Here is a 19,355-nt window from a genome sequence, read left to right on the forward strand (position 1 = left end):
TGCTGCGCAGTCCAACGGGGGCAAGCCCCCTCGCCACAGGTTTCGCTCGGCCTACCTGATTCGCTGTCATCAGGTTTATTCCGGGCAAATCCAAAAGTAGAAAACAGGAGCAGTACAACAAGGGGTTGAAGGCCGAGCTGTCCGCCGTCGCGGATGGATGCGTATCAAAACCTGAAGGGGCACACCCGATGAGCACAGTAAACCAGCCCGGCACCGAGGCGCATGACGATGACGTCAAAGTGCTGCACAGCATGGGCTATGCCCAGCAGCTGTCGCGACGAATGGGGGTTTTCTCCAACTTCGCGATTTCCTTTTCGATCATCTGCATCCTCTCCGGAGGGATCAACTCACTGGCCCAGGGCACCTCGGGCGCAGGCGGTGCCTCGATCGGCATCGGCTGGCCGTTAGGCTGCCTGATCTCGGGCGTGTTCGCCCTGGCCATGGCGCAGATTTCCTCGGCCTACCCCACCGCTGGTGGCCTGTATCACTGGGGCTCGATCCTCGGAAACCGCTTCACCGGCTGGCTCACCGCCTGGTTCAACCTGCTGGGGCTGGTGACGGTGCTGGGAGCGATCAATGTCGGCACCTACTACTTCTTCTTCGGCGCCTTCGGACCGACGCTGGGGATGGAAGACACCGTAACCACCCGGGTGATTTTCCTGGCGATCCTCACAGGCCTGCAGGCCCTGTGTAACCATCTGGGCATCGGCCTGACCGCCAAGCTCACCGACTTCTCCGGTTACTTGATCTTCGCCACCGCGCTGGCGCTGACCGTCGTCTGCCTGATCTCGGCGCCCAGTTTCGAGTTCGCGCGGCTGGTGACCTTCGGCAACTACTCCGGCGCGGCCGGGGGCGGCGTGTGGCCAGAGGCGTCCAACGCCTGGATCTTCATGCTCGGCCTGCTGTTGCCGATCTACACCATCACCGGCTACGACGCCTCTGCCCACACCTCCGAGGAAACCCGCAACGCGGCGGTCTCCGTGCCCAAGGGCATGGTCATGTCGGTGCTCTGGTCGCTGCTGTTCGGTTGGCTGATGCTCAGCGCCTTCGTGCTGATGCTGCCGAACATGGACGACGCCGCCAAGCAAGGCTGGAACGTGTTCTTCTGGGCCATGAATGCCCAGGTCAACCCGCTGCTCAAGGACGCACTGTACGTGGCAATTTTCATCTGCCAGGTCCTGTGCGGACTGGCCACCGTGACCTCGGTGTCGCGGATGATCTTCGCCTTCTCCCGGGACGGCGGCCTGCCCTGCTCCAAGGCACTGTCCTCGGTGTCGCCGACCTTCCGCAGCCCGGTCGCCGCGATCTGGACCGGCGCGACCCTGGCGGTACTGTTCGATTGGGGTTCTTCGGTGATCTCGGTCGGTGAAACCCCGGTCTACACCATCGTGGTGTCCTGCACCGTGATCTTCCTGTTCTTCTCTTTCATCATCCCGATCGTGCTCGGCCTGTTCACCTACGGCACCGCGAAATGGCCGGTCATGGGGCCATGGAACATGGGGCGATTCTGGTACACGGTGTTCGCCCTGCTCTCGGTCCTGTCGATGGTGATCATCTTCGTCATCGGCATCCAGCCACCCAACGACTGGGCGCTGTACATCACCATCGGCTTCCTGGTGCTGACGGCCATCGTCTGGTTCGGCTTCGAAGCACGGCGCTTCCAGGGGCCGCCGGTGGGGGATGTGATTCTCAAGCGCCAGGCCGAAATCGCCGCGGCCGAGGCAGCATTGAACAAACAGACATAATCGCCACCCCCCTGTAGGAGCGAGCTCGCTCGCGATGGTCGTCAACGATGACGCGGGAAACCTGATACCCCGCGTTATCGTTGGCCTCCATCGCGAGCAAGCTCGCTCCTACACAAAAACCAGTGCAGCCAACAGCAATCTTTTCTCGCCACAGCGCTCTTACCATCCAGGTTCTTCATCCAAAAACAAGAGAAGAACCATGGCCGCCACCCTCTCGCAACAAGGCGACAGCACCGATTATTCGGTGGTCGCCGTTCCCGCAACACACCGCATGCCCAAAGGTTCGTTGACAATGGCCTGGTGGGGTATTTGCAGTGCGATGTTCTGGCTGGTGGTGTCCGCCACCCTGGCCATGACCTTTGGCACTGCCAATGCGATCATCGGACTGCTGTTGTCGGTGGTCACCTATGCGCTCATCAACGGGGTCATTTCCCGTTATGCGATCCGGACCGGGTTGTCGGTCGCGCTGTTTTCCCGGGTGCTGTTCGGGCACAAGGGGGCGGTGCTGGCGACCCTGATTTTCTTTGCAACCGCCACCTACTACAGTGTGTTCGAAGGCTCGGTGATTGCCATTGCGATCCAGAACTACATGCCCAACCTGTCGCTCAACCAGGCTTATCTGCTGGTGGCGCTGTACAGCGTTCCGCTGATCCTGGGGCGTGTGCAGAACTGGATGGACAAGCTCAACGGCGTGCTGCTGCCGTTCTATCTGATCGGTCTGGTGGCGCTGGTGGTAATGACCGTCGAGCAATACGGCTACAGCAACGCCTGGCTGCAAATGGGCCCGGCCGGAGGACCCGTGAAGAACGGCTGGTGGGATTGCTTCAGCTACTTCATGGGCGTGTGGATCCTGATGATGTACACCTGGGACTACGCGCGCTTTGGTCGTGAGGAGGACACCCGCTATCACGCGCGCTTCAACTTCGGTCTGCCGTTCTACACCTTCACTTTCCTGATCAATGGCCTGGTGGGGATCTTCCTGGCGGGGACCATTCCTACACCGGGCGGCTTGAGCGAGGTGTCGGTGGTGATGGCGATCATCGAGCTGATGGGGTTCTGGGGTCTGATGTTCGTCTGGGTCAGCCAGACGCGGATCAACTCGGCGAATTTCTATCTGGCGGCGACCAACATGCAGGCGTTTTTCGGCGGCGTCGGGCTGGCCCGGGTGCCTTATTGGGTCTGGGCGGTGGCCGTCGGCGCGCTCGTGTACACGCTGATGCGCTTGAACGTTTTCGAGTACATCCTGCAGGCCCTGGCGTACCAGAGCATCTTCGTGGTGGCCTGGGTGGCGATCGCCCTGGCGCATATCTTTTCACCGCGCTATGGGCAGCTGTTCCAGGATCGCATCGAGTATCAGGTGGATCGAGTCAGTGCCTTCAACCCCTGCGGGCTGGGTGCGTGGTTCCTCGCTGCGGGGCTGGGCATTGCCTTGCTCAACAGCGGTCATGCGGACCTGGCCACCTGGTCGGCGCCCCTCACCTTCATCTGCGCGTTCGGGGCTTACTGGCTGCTGCTCAACAATGCCCGGCGCAGTTGGTTCGTGCGCGCCAATTACACCTGATTCCTCTGCCTGTGAATGCAAACACCTGTGGCGAGGGGGTTTACTCCCCGTTCGGCGGCGCAGCCGTCGTAAAACCTGCATGCACGGTTTGTCTGAGGGGATGCATGGGGCCGCTTCGCAGCCCAACGGGGGCAAGCCCCCTCGCCACAGAAGGCCATTTTCACCGTTGGCAACCAGTGCACCAGGGATCAAAAACCAGTGCACCCCACGCCAAGCCAGCCACCGCCCACGGCGCGTAGCTTTGTGTCGTAGGTCAGACACTCGTCCTGACCTCCACCTGGATAACAACAAGATTTCTGGTGACCCATGAGTACAGTCGATCCGATCACCCTGGCCGTCGTGCGGGGCGCGCTTGAAACCGCTCAGCGCGAAATGACCATCACCCTCGAGAAAACCGGCCGCTCGAGCGTTTTCAACCTGGCTCACGACTATTCCAACGCCCTCTTCGACCACCTTCCGGAAATGATCCTGCAAGGCCAGGACATTCCGATCCACCTGGGCTCGCTGATTCCGGCGATGAAATGTGTCGCCGGTTTCTTCGGCGATGACATCCAGGAAGGCGATGTGATCTACCACAACGACCCGGCCTACAAAGGCAGTCATATCCTCGATTGCTGCATGTACAAACCGGTGTTCTACAAGGGCGAGCTGGTGTTCTGGACGGTGTGCAAAGGCCACCTGACCGACATCGGCGGCCCGGTGCCCGCCGGCTACAACCCCGACGCCAAGGAGATCTACGCCGAAGGCCTGCGTATCCCGCCGGTCAAGCTCTGGTCCCAGGGCAAGCGTCGCGAAGACGTGATCAACCTGCTGCTGACCAACATGCGCGCCCGCGCCTATCAGGAAGGCGACCTCAACGCCCAGTACGGCGCCTGCAACGTCGGCGAGCGCCACCTGCTGGAGCTGCTAGACCGCTACGGCGTGGAACAGGTGCGCTCCTGCATCGCCGAACTCAAGGACATGGCCGACCGGCACATGCGCGCCCTGCTGCGCGATGTGCCTGACGGTTTCTACACTGGCACCGCCGTGCTGGAAGATTCCGGCCACGGATTGGGACAACTGTCGATCACCGCGCAAGTGGAAATTCGCGGCGACGAGGCCCACGTGCTGATCGAAAGCCCGCCGCAAGTGCCCTACTTCATCAACTCCTACGCCGGCAACTCGGTGTCCGGGGTCTACCTGGGGCTGATGATGTTTGCCCAGGTGCCGCCGCCCTACAACGAAGGCCTGTACCGCTGCGTCTCGGTCGACCTCGGCCCGCCCGGCACCCTGTGCAACGCCCGGGAACCGGCGCCCCACGTCAACAGCACCACCACGCCGATGGAAACCCTGGCCGATGCCGTGCGCCAGGCTCTGGAACAGGCCGCGCCCGATCGCGTCACCGCCTCCTGGGGCCACGCCAGCGGGATCAACATCGCCGGCCACGACCCGCGCAACAACAATGACGAGTACGTGACCATGGTGCTGGCCTCGATCATCTCCGGCGCCGGGGCCAACAAGGCCATGGACGGCTGGCCGGCGTGCGGTCCGCTGTGCTGCTTCGGCGCGCTGATGTCCGGCGATATCGAGTTGCTGGAGTACTCCTACCCGATCCTGATCCACCGCTACAGCCTGATGACCGACAGCGGTGGCGCGGGCGAGTTTCGCGGTGGCTCGGGCACCCGCATCGAAATCGAACCGCTCGATCACGGCATGACCGTGGTCGGTTTCGGCGAAGGCCGACAACTGCCGACTTCAGGGGCCGCCGGCGCCACCAACGTGCTGCTCGAACCCAAGCTCGGCCGGTTGATTCACCGCAAGGCCGACGGCGAGGAACAGCACTTCATCCATAACGCGCAAATCACCGCGCAACCGGGGGAACGGGTGATCAACGTCAACCCCGGCGGTGGTGGCTACGGCAATCCGCTGCGCCGCCCCATCGCCAGTGTGCTGAACGATGTGCGCGACGGCCTGGTGTCGGTGGAAGGCGCGCGCCTGGAGTACGGCGTGGTGATCGACGGCAACGGCCAGGTCGATGACGCCGCTACCCGTGCCCGCCGCGACCTGCACTGACCGGCCCCTTTGAGCTATCTGGAATCTCTGATCATGAGCAAGCAACAATATCGTCTGGGCATCGACGCCGGCGGCACCTTCACCGATTTCATCCTCGCGGACCGCAGCGGCAACGTGCAGCTGTTCAAGGCCCCTTCCACGCCACAGGACGGCACCATCGCGATCCGCAACGGCCTGGCGCAGATCGCCGACGCCATCGGCCGCACGCCGGCCGAGATCATCGGTGACTGCGACCTTTGCATCAACGGCACCACCGTGGCCCTCAACGCGCTGATCGAAAAAACCGGGGTCAAGGTCGGCCTGCTGTGCACCGACGGCCACGAAGACAGCCTGGAAATCCGCCTGGGCCACAAGGAAGACGGCCACCGCTACGACGCCACTTTCCCGCCGGCCTACATGCTGGTGCCGCGTCACCTGCGTCGTCCGATCAAGGGCCGGATGCTCAGCAACGGCAGCGAACACGCGCCGCTCGACGAACAAGCCATCGTCGAAGCCATCGAATACTTCCGCCAGCAGGAGGTGAAGGCAGTCGCGATTTCCTTTGTCTGGTCGGTGCGCAACCCGGCCCACGAACTAAGGGCCGCCGAGATGGTGCGCGCGGCGCTGCCGGGGGTATTCGTGTGCACCGGCAACGAAGTGTTCCCGCAGATCCGCGAATACACCCGGACCTCGACCACCGTGGTCAACGCCTACCTGAGCCCGGTGATGGGCCGCTACATCGAACGCATCGACGCTCTGTTCGAAGAGCTCGGCGCCCAGCAGCCGACCCGCTACTTCCAGTCCAATGGCGGTCTGGCGCCGGGCGTGGTGATGCGCGAGCGTGCGGTCAACGCGATCAACTCCGGCCCCGCCTCCGCGCCCCAGGCCGGGTTGTGCGTGGCCCAGCCGTTCGGCATCGACAATGTGATCACCGTGGACATGGGCGGCACCTCGTTCGACATCACCCTCAGCAAGTCCGGGCGCACCAACTTCAGCAAGGACACCGACTTTCTGCGCTATCGCATCGGCGTTCCGATGATCCAGGTGGAAACCCTCGGCGCCGGTGGCGGCTCGATCGCCTATCTGGATGACTTCGGCATGCTCCAGGTCGGCCCGCGGAGTGCCGGCGCCAACCCGGGCCCGGTGTGCTACGGCAAGGGTGGCACCGAACCGACCGTGACCGACGCCAACCTCGCCCTCGGTTACCTGGCCGACGGCGCCCTGCTCGGCGGCAGCATTCTCCTGAACCGCAAGGCAGCCATAGAGGCGATCCGCAGCAAGATTGCCGAACCCTTGGGCATCAGCGTGGAACGGGCGGCCATCGGCATCATCACCCTGGTCAACCTGAACATGGTCAGCGGCATTCGCCGGGTCTCGGTGGAGCGTGGCTACGACCCGCGGGACTTTGCCCTGATCGGCGCGGGCGGCGCGGCGGGCATGCACGTGATGCGCCTGGCCGAGGAAATCGGCAGTAAGGTGGTACTGATCCCGAAAGTCGCCTCAGGCCTGTGCGCCTATGGGCAGATCCTCTCGGACATCCGCTACGACCAGTTGACCACCCTGCCGATGCGCCTGGACGACGATCTGGTCGACCTGCCGCTGCTCAACCGCACTCTGCGGGAGTTGCGCGAGCGCGGCATGAACAACCTGCGCGACGACGGTTTCGGCGCCGGTAACAACGTCGAATGCCGCTACAACCTGGAGATCCGCTACCTCGGCCAGGTCCACGAATGCAGCGTCGAACTGAGCTGCGATCAACTGGATCAAGCCGGTCTGGCCGCGTTGCGCGATGCCTTCCACACCCGGCACAAGGCGCTGTTTTCCTACAGCGAGCCGCAAAGCCCGGCGGAACTGGTCAACCTCGAATGCTCGGTGATCGCCCGCCTGCAACGTCCGCCGATGCCGGAACTTACACAGCCCGAAGAAGACCTGCCGGCCGAAGCCAGCGCCCATCGCTCGATGCTGTTCAGCGACCAGTCGCCGTGGCAGGACACGCCGGTGTACAACGGCGAGCACCTGCAAGCGGGGCAAAGCGTCAAGGGCCCGTGCGTGATCGAGGAATCGACCACCAACATCGTCGTGCCGCCGGGCTGGCAGGCCACCCTGGCGCCGTCCGCCACCTACCGGCTGACGCCTGACGATTGACCGTCCGCCAGCAATGGCAAATGATGGCAAACCAGCGGTGCCGCAGGCTTTGGCCTCGGCACCGTCCTCATAATAAAAATCATACGAGGACAGCCATGGCCTACAAACTCTCCACCCGCGCCTGGTCCGACAGTCAATGCCAGCCGCTCTGGGCCCAGGCCATCGCCAGTGCTTATTTTCCCCTGTCCCTGGAGTTCGCCCCCAGCAGCCGCTTCAGCGGCAGCCTGCAGATCTGGGAAACCGGCAGCACGCCGCTGACCCTGTCCCGTCTGCGCTCCAGTCAGCTGGGCTATTCGCGCAGCAAGGCCCAGGTCAGTGAAGACCGTGAAGCCTGTTATCTGGTAACCGTGCCCCGTCGCGGCGAAGTGCATTTCGAGCAGGACGGCCGCGCCCTGCATTGCCAACCGGGCGGGTTTATCTTCGAACGGGGCGATGCGCCCTACCGCTTTCATTACGCCTGCGACAACGATCTGTGGGTGTTCAAGCTTCCCGAACAAGCGTTGCACGGACAGTTGCGCGGCGCCGAACGCTACACCCGTTTCTGTTTCGATGCCCGGCGTGCGCTGGGAAGGATCTTTGTCGATCAACTGGCGATGTGCGCGGCGCGCTTCGATGAATGCAGCGACACTGCCCGGCACATGTTGCTCGACCAGGCGTTGTCGACTCTGTTGATGGCCTTGCGCGAGGACGAGCGCGTGCTCAGCAGTGAAAGCTCGAACCTGGCAGCGATGCATTTGCAGCGCATCGAGCAGTACGTCGACAAGCAGCTGGGCAACCCCGACCTGTCACCGCAAATGGTCGCCGACGCGTGCGGCCTGTCGGTGCGCTATCTGCACAAACTCTTCAGCAGCACCCCCTACAGCCTCGGCGAATGGATCCGCCTGCGCCGCCTCGAAGCGGTCCACCGCGGCCTGCACAACCCCGCCTGCCACCTGTCCATCGGTGAACTGGCCATGCGCTGGGGCTTCAGCGACCAGGCCCAATTCACCCGCAGCTTCCGCCAGCATTTCGGCTGCACCGCACGCGAAGTGCGCAACGCCGCAGCCGTACCCTCCTGACCCAAAAAACTGTAGGAGCGAGCTTGCTCGCGATGGTCGTCAACTATGACGCGGGATGCCTGATGCCCCGCGTTACCGTTGGCCTCCATCGCGAGCGTGCTCGCTCCTACAATGGTTTCTGCACCATTTGTGGCAGGCCTTGGCATTCCGCTGGCAACGCTCGTATTCGCCCGATAACTGCGGGCGAAATACGACGGTCATTCGGACCCGCACGCAATACTCACTTCCAGCACGCTCATGTCCGTTTGTCTCAGCAGTTGCTGGGATTTTTCTAGGCGCATGAGCAGATAAATATTGGCTAATTGCTGTGAAAGACGCGCACCTTTTGGTGTGCCCGGCTTCGCAAAAGTACTCATACCGTTTTCAAAAACACCCGTACGCAGCCATGGAACTATCAACGCTAATACCTATCAATCCGCGATTCGGTGCTGCAGAAAGCACATCATCCACTCGTGATCGATGGTGTCAAAGAGCGCACGTAAAGTAGAGCAGGCTGCTCACATTGGAGTCGGTGGGATGTGTGCAACGCTTGATCATCAGCGAAAACGCTGGCAAAGACGGGTTAAGAAATTTCACTCTCGAAAAAGAACGCACTTTCCCCAAAAGCCGGTTTGAGTTGATCGAACCACGTAGCATCGGGATCAAATCGTGCGAAGAATGGCCTCTGCACCCAATCTGGGTTCCGTGCTTGGATAAAACGTAAAACAAACACCTTTTCCCCTCGAATTTCAGCTACACCGCAAACCTCCACTTTCCCCGGATCTGCGCTCATCGAAGGTCCTCTGGCAGTTCTGGCAATACCTGAAACTTGTTTGACCGCGTCCCGGTAAATTTCCCACGCACATACAAGAGGGACTTCAAAATATCGGCGGGCCCCGGTATCACGCTCGACAAACATATAGTAAGGGATAATGCCTAGTTGAATTTGCGTCTGCCAGAGCCTCACCCAAACGTCAGCGGAGTCATTTATATGAGCCAACAACGGGCCCTGACTACGTATTTGAGCGCCTGTTTGTCGAACACGAAGAATAGCCTCTCGAGCAATGGCAGGCTCAAGCTCCGCCCAATGATTATAATGAGCCATTAATGCTAAGTGTTTACCGCTATTGATAATTTTCCTAAATAGATCAAGAAGCTCACCCGCGTCACTGTCACTTACAAACCGCTGAGGCCAGAAAGAAAGCGCCTTCGTCCCAATCCTGATGGTGTGGATATGCTCGAACTCTGGAGTCAAAAGTGCTTCTAAGTAAGCACGTAAATTACTTGTCTTCATAACTAGCGGATCTCCGCCAGTAATTAAAACATCAGTCACTTTAGGGTTAGCCCGAAGGTAATCCAATAACTGGCCGTTTTCCTTAGCGGCAATCTTGAGCGATTGGTCACCCGTGAACTGAGCCCAACGGAAACAAAAAGTACAGTAGCTATGGCAAATCTGACCAGCGCTTGGAAAAAACAGTACAGTTTCACGATATTTGTGCTGGACACCCGTTACTGTCACGCCAGAAAGCGAAGGAATATTACGCTCCAGCTGTCCTGCAGGATGGGGATTGAGTCTAGCTCTAACCTTTTTTATCGCGGCCTCACAGGAGGAGCGGTCAGAATTTTTTACAAGTAAAGATGCTATTAGATCAAAAGATTCATTGTCCAGCATATCCTTCTGGGGGAAGGTTAGCTGGTATATAGGGTCATTTGGAATATTACTCCAGTCGATCAATTCTTTGACAACATATTCATTGACTCGAAAGGGCAGAACGCTCGCCACCACCTTCATCGTCAAAATCGTCCGACTGTCTAATTTAGCAAGCTGAGGAATCTGGTCAATTTGATTCAATGTATAAACCTTGAAACGTTCAACCTCGAATTTTGCCGTGGGGCGTTCAACGCTTACCACTTTAATTTCAATAATATGCATAAATTGACCAATAAAATTTTTGTGCAGAATAAAGGTTGCCGTAAGATATGGAGTTATCTTTATCTAAACTAGACATCCCGGACCATCTGTAATACTTGATGAAACCATGAAGCCTTCAAGCGTCAACAGTTGCCAAAGTAATAACACCTGTTGAAATCAGCGATGATGAACAAGATCAACAATTCTCCCGCATGCTTCTTTGATTTCAGTTTCATTAACGGAAGCTATAGAGATGCGGATATGGTCCTTCATACCGTAAGAAGAACCTGGCGTGGTCGAAACGGATTTTATATTGAGTAGATCGTCTACAAATTGGGCATCCGAATTCCAAGTAGCACCCATTACTCGGGAAATGTCAGGAAATAGAAAAAATCCACCTTGCGGCCGTACAATATCAAATGTAGTGCTCAATAACTGATGACAGTAATAGGCTCGGCTTTGCAACTCATCAACGCGCTCTTTAAGAATGCTGTTAGGCAACGTTATAGCTGCCAAGGCACCATGCTGCGCAAATGTACACGCATTGTCCGTCATGACGCCCTGAAGTTTTGAGCATCGGTCGATGATTTTTCTATCCGCGAACATATAGCCTATTCTAAAACCAGACATAGAGAACAGTTTTGAGAACGTGCGTGTAACCACCAGCAGGCTAGAGTCGGCCATAAGATCCAGAGGACTAACATATTCACCGTTACCGAAAATTATGCCTTCGTAGGCTTCGTCGGAAATTATTAGAAAGCCGAACTCTTGAGATAACGCCACCAATTCCAGAATATCTTGTCGCCTGAGAGTCAACCCAGTGGGGTTGTGAGGCGAGTTAATTATCAGCGCCTTGGTTTTCAGAGTCACCAACTTGCGAATTCCAACTATGTCGAGCCCCTTACTTCCCATTTCGTAATCGACAGCAATACCCCCGTTTAGCTCTATATAAGATCTATAGGCGGGCCAGCAGGGATTCGGAATCAGAATCTCGTCCGCATTTGACAATATACACTTCATCAACATGAACAAAGCCTGGCTTGAACCATTAGAAACTAAAACTTCAGCCGGGTCACAAATCCTACCATATCGTTGAAAGCATCTCTCGATCAACGCGCTTTTTAGAACTTCGATTCCAGTAAGATTACAATAGCCAGTGCGCCCATTCATTAAGGCCTCAATCGTCGCGCGAGAAACCTCCTGCGGAACCTCGAGATTAAACTCGCCGTCGTGCATCTGAATTAAGTTACGTATTTTAGGACCTTCACTCAAGAACTTCGATAACTGCTGGCTTGGGTTTGACATGTTCTCCACCAACTATAATTATTTTAAGTGTCGCAGCATCTGCTGTGAGTAGACTTCAGTGAAAAAAGCTTTTGCCGACAGGCTCAGATCTCCGGGCCAGAAATCAAACATCAGATTTACACGAGTACTTTCACTATGATTCCAAGACTCATGCTGAAATGTTGTGTCAATGATTGCGATTTCACCCGCCCTCCAGCTAATAACTTCTTCCCCAATTCTCAGTCCAGATAACCCATCATCACCACAAAGGATAGGAAAATGTAACGTCAGCATAGGATATACATAATCCAGATGTGGCTCGATGTGACCGCCCGGTTCTAGACTTGAAAGCACAACCTCTCTAATAGTAGCGCCTGGCACCACATCCTCGACAAAACGAATCGTATTTGGAACAAGTTCAGCGTATACAGCAACTTTTTTACCTCCTTTATAAAGCGGAACTGACTTCCACAAAGGATCACCATGAAAGGGATATTCCTCCTGGATATTTTTGTATTTTTCATAGAGTTGGATTAGTTCCAGTTTCATCTCGACAAGAAGCGTATCAATGCCTGAGAGGAAACTGAAATCGTCCTTAGACCAAATAGGTTTTCTGGGCCCGAACGTCGACTTAAATCCGTTGATATTTATATTCGTAGCATAAGGTACAGGCAAGGTAGGCTTAAACAAACCGCTGGACAGGCGACTAAAACGTGATAATTCTCTTCCATGAAATTCAGAATCAATTAGATCAAGGATGCACTTGCGTGTTTTATCATCAATATCGCCAAGACCATCAAACGCCTCGCACCATAATGTGAGCACCGGCATCCGCCACTTTAAAGCAGATCTGCAGCAAATAACAACCATCGTATACATCCAGATTATGAGAAAAATTAGTAGCAACTGACTTGATACTAAAAGTCCAAATCCTAGCAATTCATTTCCATTATAGAGTCCCGCCGTAAACGTAAAAATGGAGAGCAGAACGAGCCAACAGTAGTAGCTACTAAAACGTTGCACCATAGAATAAGGCACGACGATATTGAGCATATCAAATTGAGAGCGAGCAATCGGCCAAGCGCTGATGGAATATAGAAGAAAAAATAACAAGCCACAGTAAGACACCGAATACATAGACAAGAATTCCTTCGGCATCGCTAGAATTAGCAATAGAAAAACCAATACCAAGCAAGCTATCACAAATATGCTTTGCCTTAGTATGTAAGTTATACCTCCAATGCCGTATAGATTTCTCATGCCGCGACCTGCGCCGGAGCCTTGTATCGGATCCATCTAAATAGAAGTAGAGAGAACAGCGCTATTAGTCCAAGCCCTACGCCACACCACACACCTGCTGCTCCTAGGTCAGTATAAAATGCCAAGAAGAGAGCGAGCGGTAGTCCCACTAGCCAAAAACAAATAATTGAAAGAAACATCGGGAGGATCGTCTGTTTCAAACCCCTGAATATACCGAGCAGTACCATTTGAGTTCCATCAAAGAAATGGAAGACTCCTATAATGCAGACAAAAAGACTGGAAAGCTTGATAAGCTCGTCATCTCCACCGTCACCGGGAGCAATAAATAGCTGAGCAATCTCGTGGGAAAAAATAACCAGGATAGAAGATATTACTGCGAGCACTATCCAACCAAGCCATAAAGCGCTCCATCCGGCGTCACGCGTCCGCAACGAATAGACGCCCAAAGGAGAGCAGAGGCTTATTCTTGTAGTAGAAGCTTGAGAAATGCCATTAGGTATTGTAAATACGACTTGAAGAACTTGCATTGCGATACCATGTGCAGCCAGCGCAACGACTCCAAACTTACCTACTATAATTGTGAGAATGAAGAAAAATAGCGTGTCATTTGCCTGAGTTAAAGAGACCGGAATACCGTTTCTTAAAATAGGCAACATCAACCACCCCCTGACCAATGTCAACTTTATACAGTGCTGTCGCTCACTGAACTGCGAATTTCTAAAGCCTAATATAATCAGGAATATACAAAGCAAAATGTTTGTTAGTGTCGTAGCAATACCTGCACCGAACAAACCCAAGGGCGGCACCCATAAAAAACCAAATATCAGAGTCAGGTTAGCAATGAAGTTAAAGATTGCAGCTATAATAATTGCGATTACCGTATATCGCGCCGACCCCATTATCGATAAAACATTTCTGAGGTGTACGAATAAAATCGCAGGGCCGATGCTCCACATCAGACTATTCATGTATCTCTGAGCTTCGAGAGACAAAAGCGGATGTTGGCCAAAAAAAACTAATATTTCTTTCGCAAAATAGAGTATTGCTAAGCATATCAAAAATGCGGTTACTATAATCTGAATGCAACTGGTCGATACAGATGCAAATTGGTCTTCTTTCGCCTTAGATCCCAATGCATCAGAAATAAACGGGATTGTGGAAATAAGTAGCCCGGAAAACAGTAAAAATAGAAGATAGTAGAGTCCCTGTGCCAAAGTCGACGCAGCTAACGCCTCGGTACTAATCCATCCAGCCATTATTACGTCCGTAGTCGCAATAATCACGTGCGCGATATTGCCAGATACAAAGGCGAGCGAGAGTCTGGAACTCTCGCGCATCTCGGATGTATATTTACGGGAAAGCCTCGCGGCACGATTATATATCAGTGATGATATCAAGACTGTACTCCCCTTCCAGGTGCTTAGTCACATCCTTGGAAATCTGTACTCTTTTTAGCCATCGATCCGTTCCATCGTACTTTGGCGTGAATTGTGGCCTGCCATGAGCGCACTTGTAGTTGTTAATAAACAAGATCTGTGCTTCGCTCATTGACAACTCAAAGACTGCTGACTCAACCAGCTTGATAAAACTCCTAAAATCTAGTTCTTCGCATTGAGACATTTTTGTGTAGTCAACATAGACAGGATCATAAATGAAGCAGTAACCCTCGGTAGGTGACTCTTGCAATACCGCCGTCTCTAAAGCTATTGGCTTATATTGGACAGTAGAAGGTCGATCGGACAGAATGGTATAAGAGGTCTCGGTTAACCTGTGCCTGAGCGATGCTTCAACACCTGAAAAATCTGGGCAAGACAGCAAATTCGGGACTTTATCGTCGTTTCTTACGCATAAAAAACCTAGTACATCTGCCCTATAAGGTAAAGCGGGATCTTCAGTATGAAGTTCAAGGTGCACAGAACCACTTCCCAACTGCTTATTTCTATCCTTGAAAATTGGGAATATTTCTTGTACGAGCTTACCGTTCTGTAGATCACTATAGCCGAAAACATCACCAACTTGCCTTGATAGCTGAAGAAATAAATCATCGTAGTTTGAATGGCAGTCTTCTCTCCAATGTTTAGGCGTCGGTCGCTGTTGATCGCCTTTAGGAAGATCTAATATTGTGACGTCCGATGAAAAACTAAAGTCCTCTTTAAATTGAGCGACAATAGATTCCGGGTGTAACATTGAGTAATCTAATTTACTAACTATCATATCATCACCGAAAAACTGTGAATTAGTTGATTTCAAAACCATCATAAAGTGATGCCACTAGCGACCAACTTACCTCAAGGAATTTCAAGTGTTTTATGATCATAGCCAAGTACAAAATTCTTAGAACCCAGCCTATAGAAGTACTGGTTATTTAAGGGGATCTTCCCAAGTTTAGTTGTGTAAACATATTGTGGAACGCTGAAACCACTTTCATAGCCGTGCAACTGTTCCATAATCTCAAGCCCCTTTTCTATCGACGTTCTAAAGTGTGACACGCCTTGAACATTGTCCGCGTGGTATAGGTAATAAGGCCTTACTCTTCCTTTCACTAGCATCCGATTCAACGTTCTAAGTGTTTCGACGTTGTCGTTCACTCCACGCAACAGAACTGTCTGGTTTTGCACCGGTATACCGTGGGAGAGAAGTTTATCTACCGCGCTTAAGGCCTCAGGAGTCACTTCCACGGGATGATTGAAATGGGTACTAAACCAAATTGGTTTGAATTCGGACAACATCTTACAAAAGTCATCGGTTATTCGCTGCGGAAGAAAAACCGGGTACCGTGAGCCAATGCGTACAAAATCCACGTGGGGGATTGCACTGAGCCTAGATATAATACTATGCAAAATCTTATCGGAAAGAATAAGCGGGTCGCCTCCGGTAAGTAATACATCACTGATTTCTTTGTTGTTTGCGATGTACTCTATGTCTTGGTCATATGAGGCGGGAAGCTCTTTGTTGTAATAGCTACCTGACTTGTCAGTCGTATGAAATTTTCTAGTGCAGTGCCTACAGTAAACTGGGCAAGTATCAGACACAAGAAATATGACTCGGTTTGGATACTTATGCACGACGCGTCTGGTTTTCATATAAACCATATCACCCACCGGGTCTACATCCTCCTGCTGATTATTCTCATCAACTTCTTTTGGGTGGGGTATGCTTTGCAGCCGAATGGGACAATTCTCATTGGTCTCGTCCATTAGTGATGCATAATATGGAGTAATCATCCACTTGTACTGGCGTTCTGTTTGTTCAATGCCCTTCAATTCCGTATCACTGAGAGTCACCCAGGCTTCCAGCTGAGCCTTGGTGCGAATGGCATTCTTCATTTGAAACTTGTGGTCGCCCCATTGGTCCGAAGACAGCAAATCCTGTTTACTTAAAGTATCCTTTGCAATAATCATTTTTATTATCCTTCGCTGACAGGCTAACTGACGAGGCTTTTATCCCATTCATTAGTTTTCGAGGTTGTCCATCCCCCAATATGATAATCGAGACCTTGTACCTTATATCGCGTACTTGGGAGTTCAAAGCCAAACTCTTGGAATATCAAAGCCGCGCTATTAACTGCATTATCTTCTAATGGAAAAGGCATGCTGCCCAGGCTGTCATTCATTGAATTAAGTATTTCAAAAATGAGCCCACCTACACCTGACCCTTCAGACATCCTCATTTTTGGTCGTCGAGTGATGTAATCTGGCAGTTCGAGGAAAAACGCGTCTCTCAACAAGGCTTTGCTAATATCATCTCTTACATGAAACTCCATTGGAGCCGACATTATAAAATCGAAAAGCTCTTTGTCGAGAAAAGGCACACGACACTCCACTGTATTGAACATGCTCATTCTATCCACACGCTGTAGATCAGTTCGATACAAGTTCTTAACCTTATGCAACTGAAGCGCACGACGGTCACTGGCCCCTATAAAAAAGTCATAACCAGCGAACAACTCATCGCTTCCATCTCCAGACAGAGCTATACGAATTCCGTCTTCTTTCATTCGGGAAAAAGCAGAATGTATAGTTAATGCATCAGTTATATCCACGGGCTCAAACTGTTCAGATGCATATATAGTAGCTCTAATAGACTGCATCAGATCTACACGATCAACATCAGAAACAACTATCTTGACGCCAAGCTCTTTGCATAATCTATGCGCGAACTCTACGTCAGCTGAGCCAGCCACTCCGACCGTGTAAGCTGTGACGTTTTTATGGTATAGGTTAGCTAGATAAAGAATTATCGCACTGTCCAGCCCTCCAGAGAAAACTACGCCTACTGGAAGATCCGTATTGACTTGACGTTTAACCGAGAGGTGCAGTAGCTCATTGCATTTAGATACCGTAGACTTGTAATCTAGTTCCGGCAATATGCTTTCGCTGATTAAATAATATGCATTCTGTTGACCGTCTACCCAGTAGTGTCCTGGGAGGATTTCTTGTGCCTTGTTGGTCAACCCAATTAGTGCTTTTAGTTCCGATGCAAAATAGAGAACACTTCCTTCTTGGGCTAGGTATAGAGGCTTAACGCCCAGCCGATCCCTCGCAGCGAAAACGGTGTTGTCTTCCGGTGAGTAGATAATAAACGCGAATATACCATTGAGCCGGGTCAGGCAAGATTCCCCCCAGTGATTATAGGCTCTAAGGACTAGTTCGGTATCTGAACAGCCTAAAAATTTTACGCCATGTGATGCTAAAACCACTCGCAACTCATTCAAGTTGTATATTTCACCATTAAATATAATTGCGCGACCGGAAATGTTATCTATGAACGGCTGTTTGTTCTCTTCCCTGTCCACAATAGGCAAACGGTTGGTACCAATAGCAGCATGAGAAAATATAAAGCGCTCTCCAAATTTCTCAGCAACGCCTCTATGGGAGATTCTCCCCAACATTTGTAATAAGGCAGCCTCAAAGTCGAATTTTTCATCAGAATTGGTAGGCGTTTCAAAAACTGCAGCTATCCCGCACATTTAGCACTGCTCCAGTAATTTATCTTCACGACATTCATATATTTCGACTTTAATGCTTCTCTCATACTCTTCGTGGACACGAAGTATCTCCCCTATAGACTTTGCCCTCACCCACATTTTTGCGATATAAGCTTCTTCGTTCTCAACATCGAAAAAACCATCTTTGTGGCCGTTAGTAGTAGGCTGTACCTGCGATAAAATCTCACACGCAGAGTCAATTTCTGGAATCTTTATAGCTTTGATGTAGCCTGATCGAGCTGGATAGAATAGAAGCATCGCGTACACGGCTTCTTCCGGTAAAATCGGAAGGGCATCCGCCAAATGGTGCCCTATAGTTACTGGCTTTCCCGTGATGTAATTGACGTTTAAGGCATACGCATCACATGAACACAGATCTTTAAGTGCATCGTCAACGAAGAATCCGCCCAGCCTCGGGTTCACCTCAATCACTTGGGGGCCGTTTTTGGATAATTTGAACTCGACGTGTAAAAATCCGTTCTTTACCTTCAGTGCTTTTATAGAATTGCCAATAGTTGATACGATTTTCGATATCTGATCGGTGGAAAAGCTTTGCGGCGGCGTAACTATGACCTTTTCTAGAACCGTATTAGAGGTGCTGCGTGTTATCATTTTTTCAAATATCAACATCGGGTAGATATTGCCGTCGACAACCAAGCACTCTAAAGAACCTTCTGGCCCCTCAATGAATTCTTCAATTAACACGGAAACTCCCGGCAGATATAGCACAGGACCGTCTTCTGGGGAACTAAGCCATTTCTCAGTTCCCGAGAAAGAATAGGCTCCAGGTACGTCAGGAAATTTTTCAATGAAGTGACTATATGCTTTCTCAAGACTCTTGAGGTCATCACATATCGAGACAAAAGCCGAGCCACCCCCGTATACCGGCTTCATCACTACGGGATATTTAATACCATTTATAGTCTCAAAATCTCCGCTAAAGAGCCTGAAACTTACCAACCCTCCATCTTTTATACTGCTCAACTGGGAACGCATTAGGTATTTATTGTTACAATTCTCCAGTGACTCGGCGCCATAATAGTTAAGCCCGTATTGCCTAGCAATATATTCAACTACATTGTTAGCGTCGCCATGCGGTGTGACATGCGCCGGGTAGCAAAACAGTCCTTTCACAATGTATGCTCGGCTTAATTGCTCTACTGCATATAGCACTTCGCTAGCTTCAATACTATCTACCAAGACAACTTCATCACTTTCATCACTAGCTTCACTAATATTTCTGCTATCTTTTGCGATTATTGTTATACACCTGATATTTTCTTTTGCTGCGACTTGAAAGTGCCACCTCCTATACAAATACAGCGAAGTTGATAAATAGTCGTTATCTATGAAAATTAGAATTTCCGGCTTCATATATCGATCCATGATAATT

At 52.3% G+C, this 19,355-nt stretch carries 13 protein-coding genes and 1 pseudogene; 5 read left to right on the plus strand and 9 right to left on the minus strand.

All coding sequences use genetic code 11. The features are described 5' to 3' along the window. Positions 1-188: 188 nt before the first annotated feature. The 5 genes from K9857_RS01230 (at position 189) to K9857_RS01250 (ending at position 8,540) form a co-directional block, all read left to right on the plus strand. Complete coding sequence (locus K9857_RS01230) at positions 189-1,745, plus strand: amino acid permease (RefSeq protein ID WP_224533094.1); 1,557 nt, start codon at positions 189-191, stop codon at positions 1,743-1,745. A gap of 199 nt (positions 1,746-1,944) precedes the next feature. After that, positions 1,945-3,306: a purine-cytosine permease family protein gene (locus tag K9857_RS01235; protein WP_224533095.1), complete on the plus strand. Its 1,362-nt coding sequence runs from the start codon at positions 1,945-1,947 to the stop codon at positions 3,304-3,306. Between the two features lie 306 nt (positions 3,307-3,612). Continuing rightward, positions 3,613-5,358 carry a hydantoinase B/oxoprolinase family protein gene (locus tag K9857_RS01240; RefSeq protein WP_224533096.1) on the plus strand — a complete coding sequence of 582 codons (1,746 nt, stop codon included), beginning with the start codon at positions 3,613-3,615 and terminating at the stop codon, positions 5,356-5,358. A gap of 33 nt (positions 5,359-5,391) precedes the next feature. Continuing rightward, positions 5,392-7,482, plus strand: coding sequence for a hydantoinase/oxoprolinase family protein (locus K9857_RS01245; protein ID WP_224533097.1), 2,091 nt, complete (start codon positions 5,392-5,394; stop codon positions 7,480-7,482). A 95-nt stretch (positions 7,483-7,577) separates the two neighbouring features. Beyond that, the gene (locus K9857_RS01250) at positions 7,578-8,540 is read left to right on the plus strand and encodes a helix-turn-helix domain-containing protein (protein WP_224533098.1); all 963 of its coding nucleotides are present in this window, start codon (positions 7,578-7,580) and stop codon (positions 8,538-8,540) included. Between the two features lie 72 nt (positions 8,541-8,612). Here K9857_RS01250 and K9857_RS30330 read toward each other — a convergent pair. The 9 genes and pseudogenes from K9857_RS30330 to K9857_RS01295 form a co-directional block, all read right to left on the minus strand. Then, positions 8,613-8,836: pseudogene (locus tag K9857_RS30330) on the minus strand (hypothetical protein); the annotation flags it as partial. 266 nt (positions 8,837-9,102) lie between these two features. Further along, entirely contained in the window at positions 9,103-10,452 is a 1,350-nt protein-coding gene (locus K9857_RS01260) for a KamA family radical SAM protein (RefSeq protein ID WP_224533099.1), read from the minus strand. A 156-nt stretch (positions 10,453-10,608) separates the two neighbouring features. Further along, positions 10,609-11,736: a pyridoxal phosphate-dependent aminotransferase gene (locus K9857_RS01265; protein WP_224533100.1), complete on the minus strand. Its 1,128-nt coding sequence runs from the start codon at positions 11,734-11,736 to the stop codon at positions 10,609-10,611. 18 nt (positions 11,737-11,754) lie between these two features. Continuing rightward, positions 11,755-12,852, minus strand: coding sequence for an aspartyl/asparaginyl beta-hydroxylase domain-containing protein (locus K9857_RS01270; protein ID WP_224533101.1), 1,098 nt, complete (start codon positions 12,850-12,852; stop codon positions 11,755-11,757). Positions 12,853-12,971: 119 nt separating this feature from the next. After that, complete coding sequence (locus K9857_RS01275) at positions 12,972-14,312, minus strand: MATE family efflux transporter (RefSeq protein WP_224533184.1); 1,341 nt, start codon at positions 14,310-14,312, stop codon at positions 12,972-12,974. Between the two features lie 37 nt (positions 14,313-14,349). Further along, positions 14,350-15,234, minus strand: a complete 885-nt coding sequence (locus K9857_RS01280; protein WP_224533102.1) for a hypothetical protein — start codon at positions 15,232-15,234, stop codon at positions 14,350-14,352. 29 nt (positions 15,235-15,263) lie between these two features. After that, positions 15,264-16,376 (minus strand): arginine 2,3-aminomutase, encoded by a 1,113-nt coding sequence (gene blsG, locus K9857_RS01285; RefSeq protein WP_224533103.1) that lies wholly within the window; start codon positions 16,374-16,376, stop codon positions 15,264-15,266. Positions 16,377-16,399: 23 nt separating this feature from the next. Next, complete coding sequence (locus K9857_RS01290) at positions 16,400-17,944, minus strand: asparagine synthetase B family protein (RefSeq protein ID WP_224533104.1); 1,545 nt, start codon at positions 17,942-17,944, stop codon at positions 16,400-16,402. Next, positions 17,945-19,336 (minus strand): acetyl-CoA carboxylase biotin carboxylase subunit family protein, encoded by a 1,392-nt coding sequence (locus K9857_RS01295; RefSeq protein ID WP_224533105.1) that lies wholly within the window; start codon positions 19,334-19,336, stop codon positions 17,945-17,947. Positions 19,337-19,355 lie beyond the last annotated feature (19 nt).

It is taken from the genome of Pseudomonas sp. REP124, from assembly GCF_020164475.1.
Classification (GTDB): domain Bacteria; phylum Pseudomonadota; class Gammaproteobacteria; order Pseudomonadales; family Pseudomonadaceae; genus Aquipseudomonas.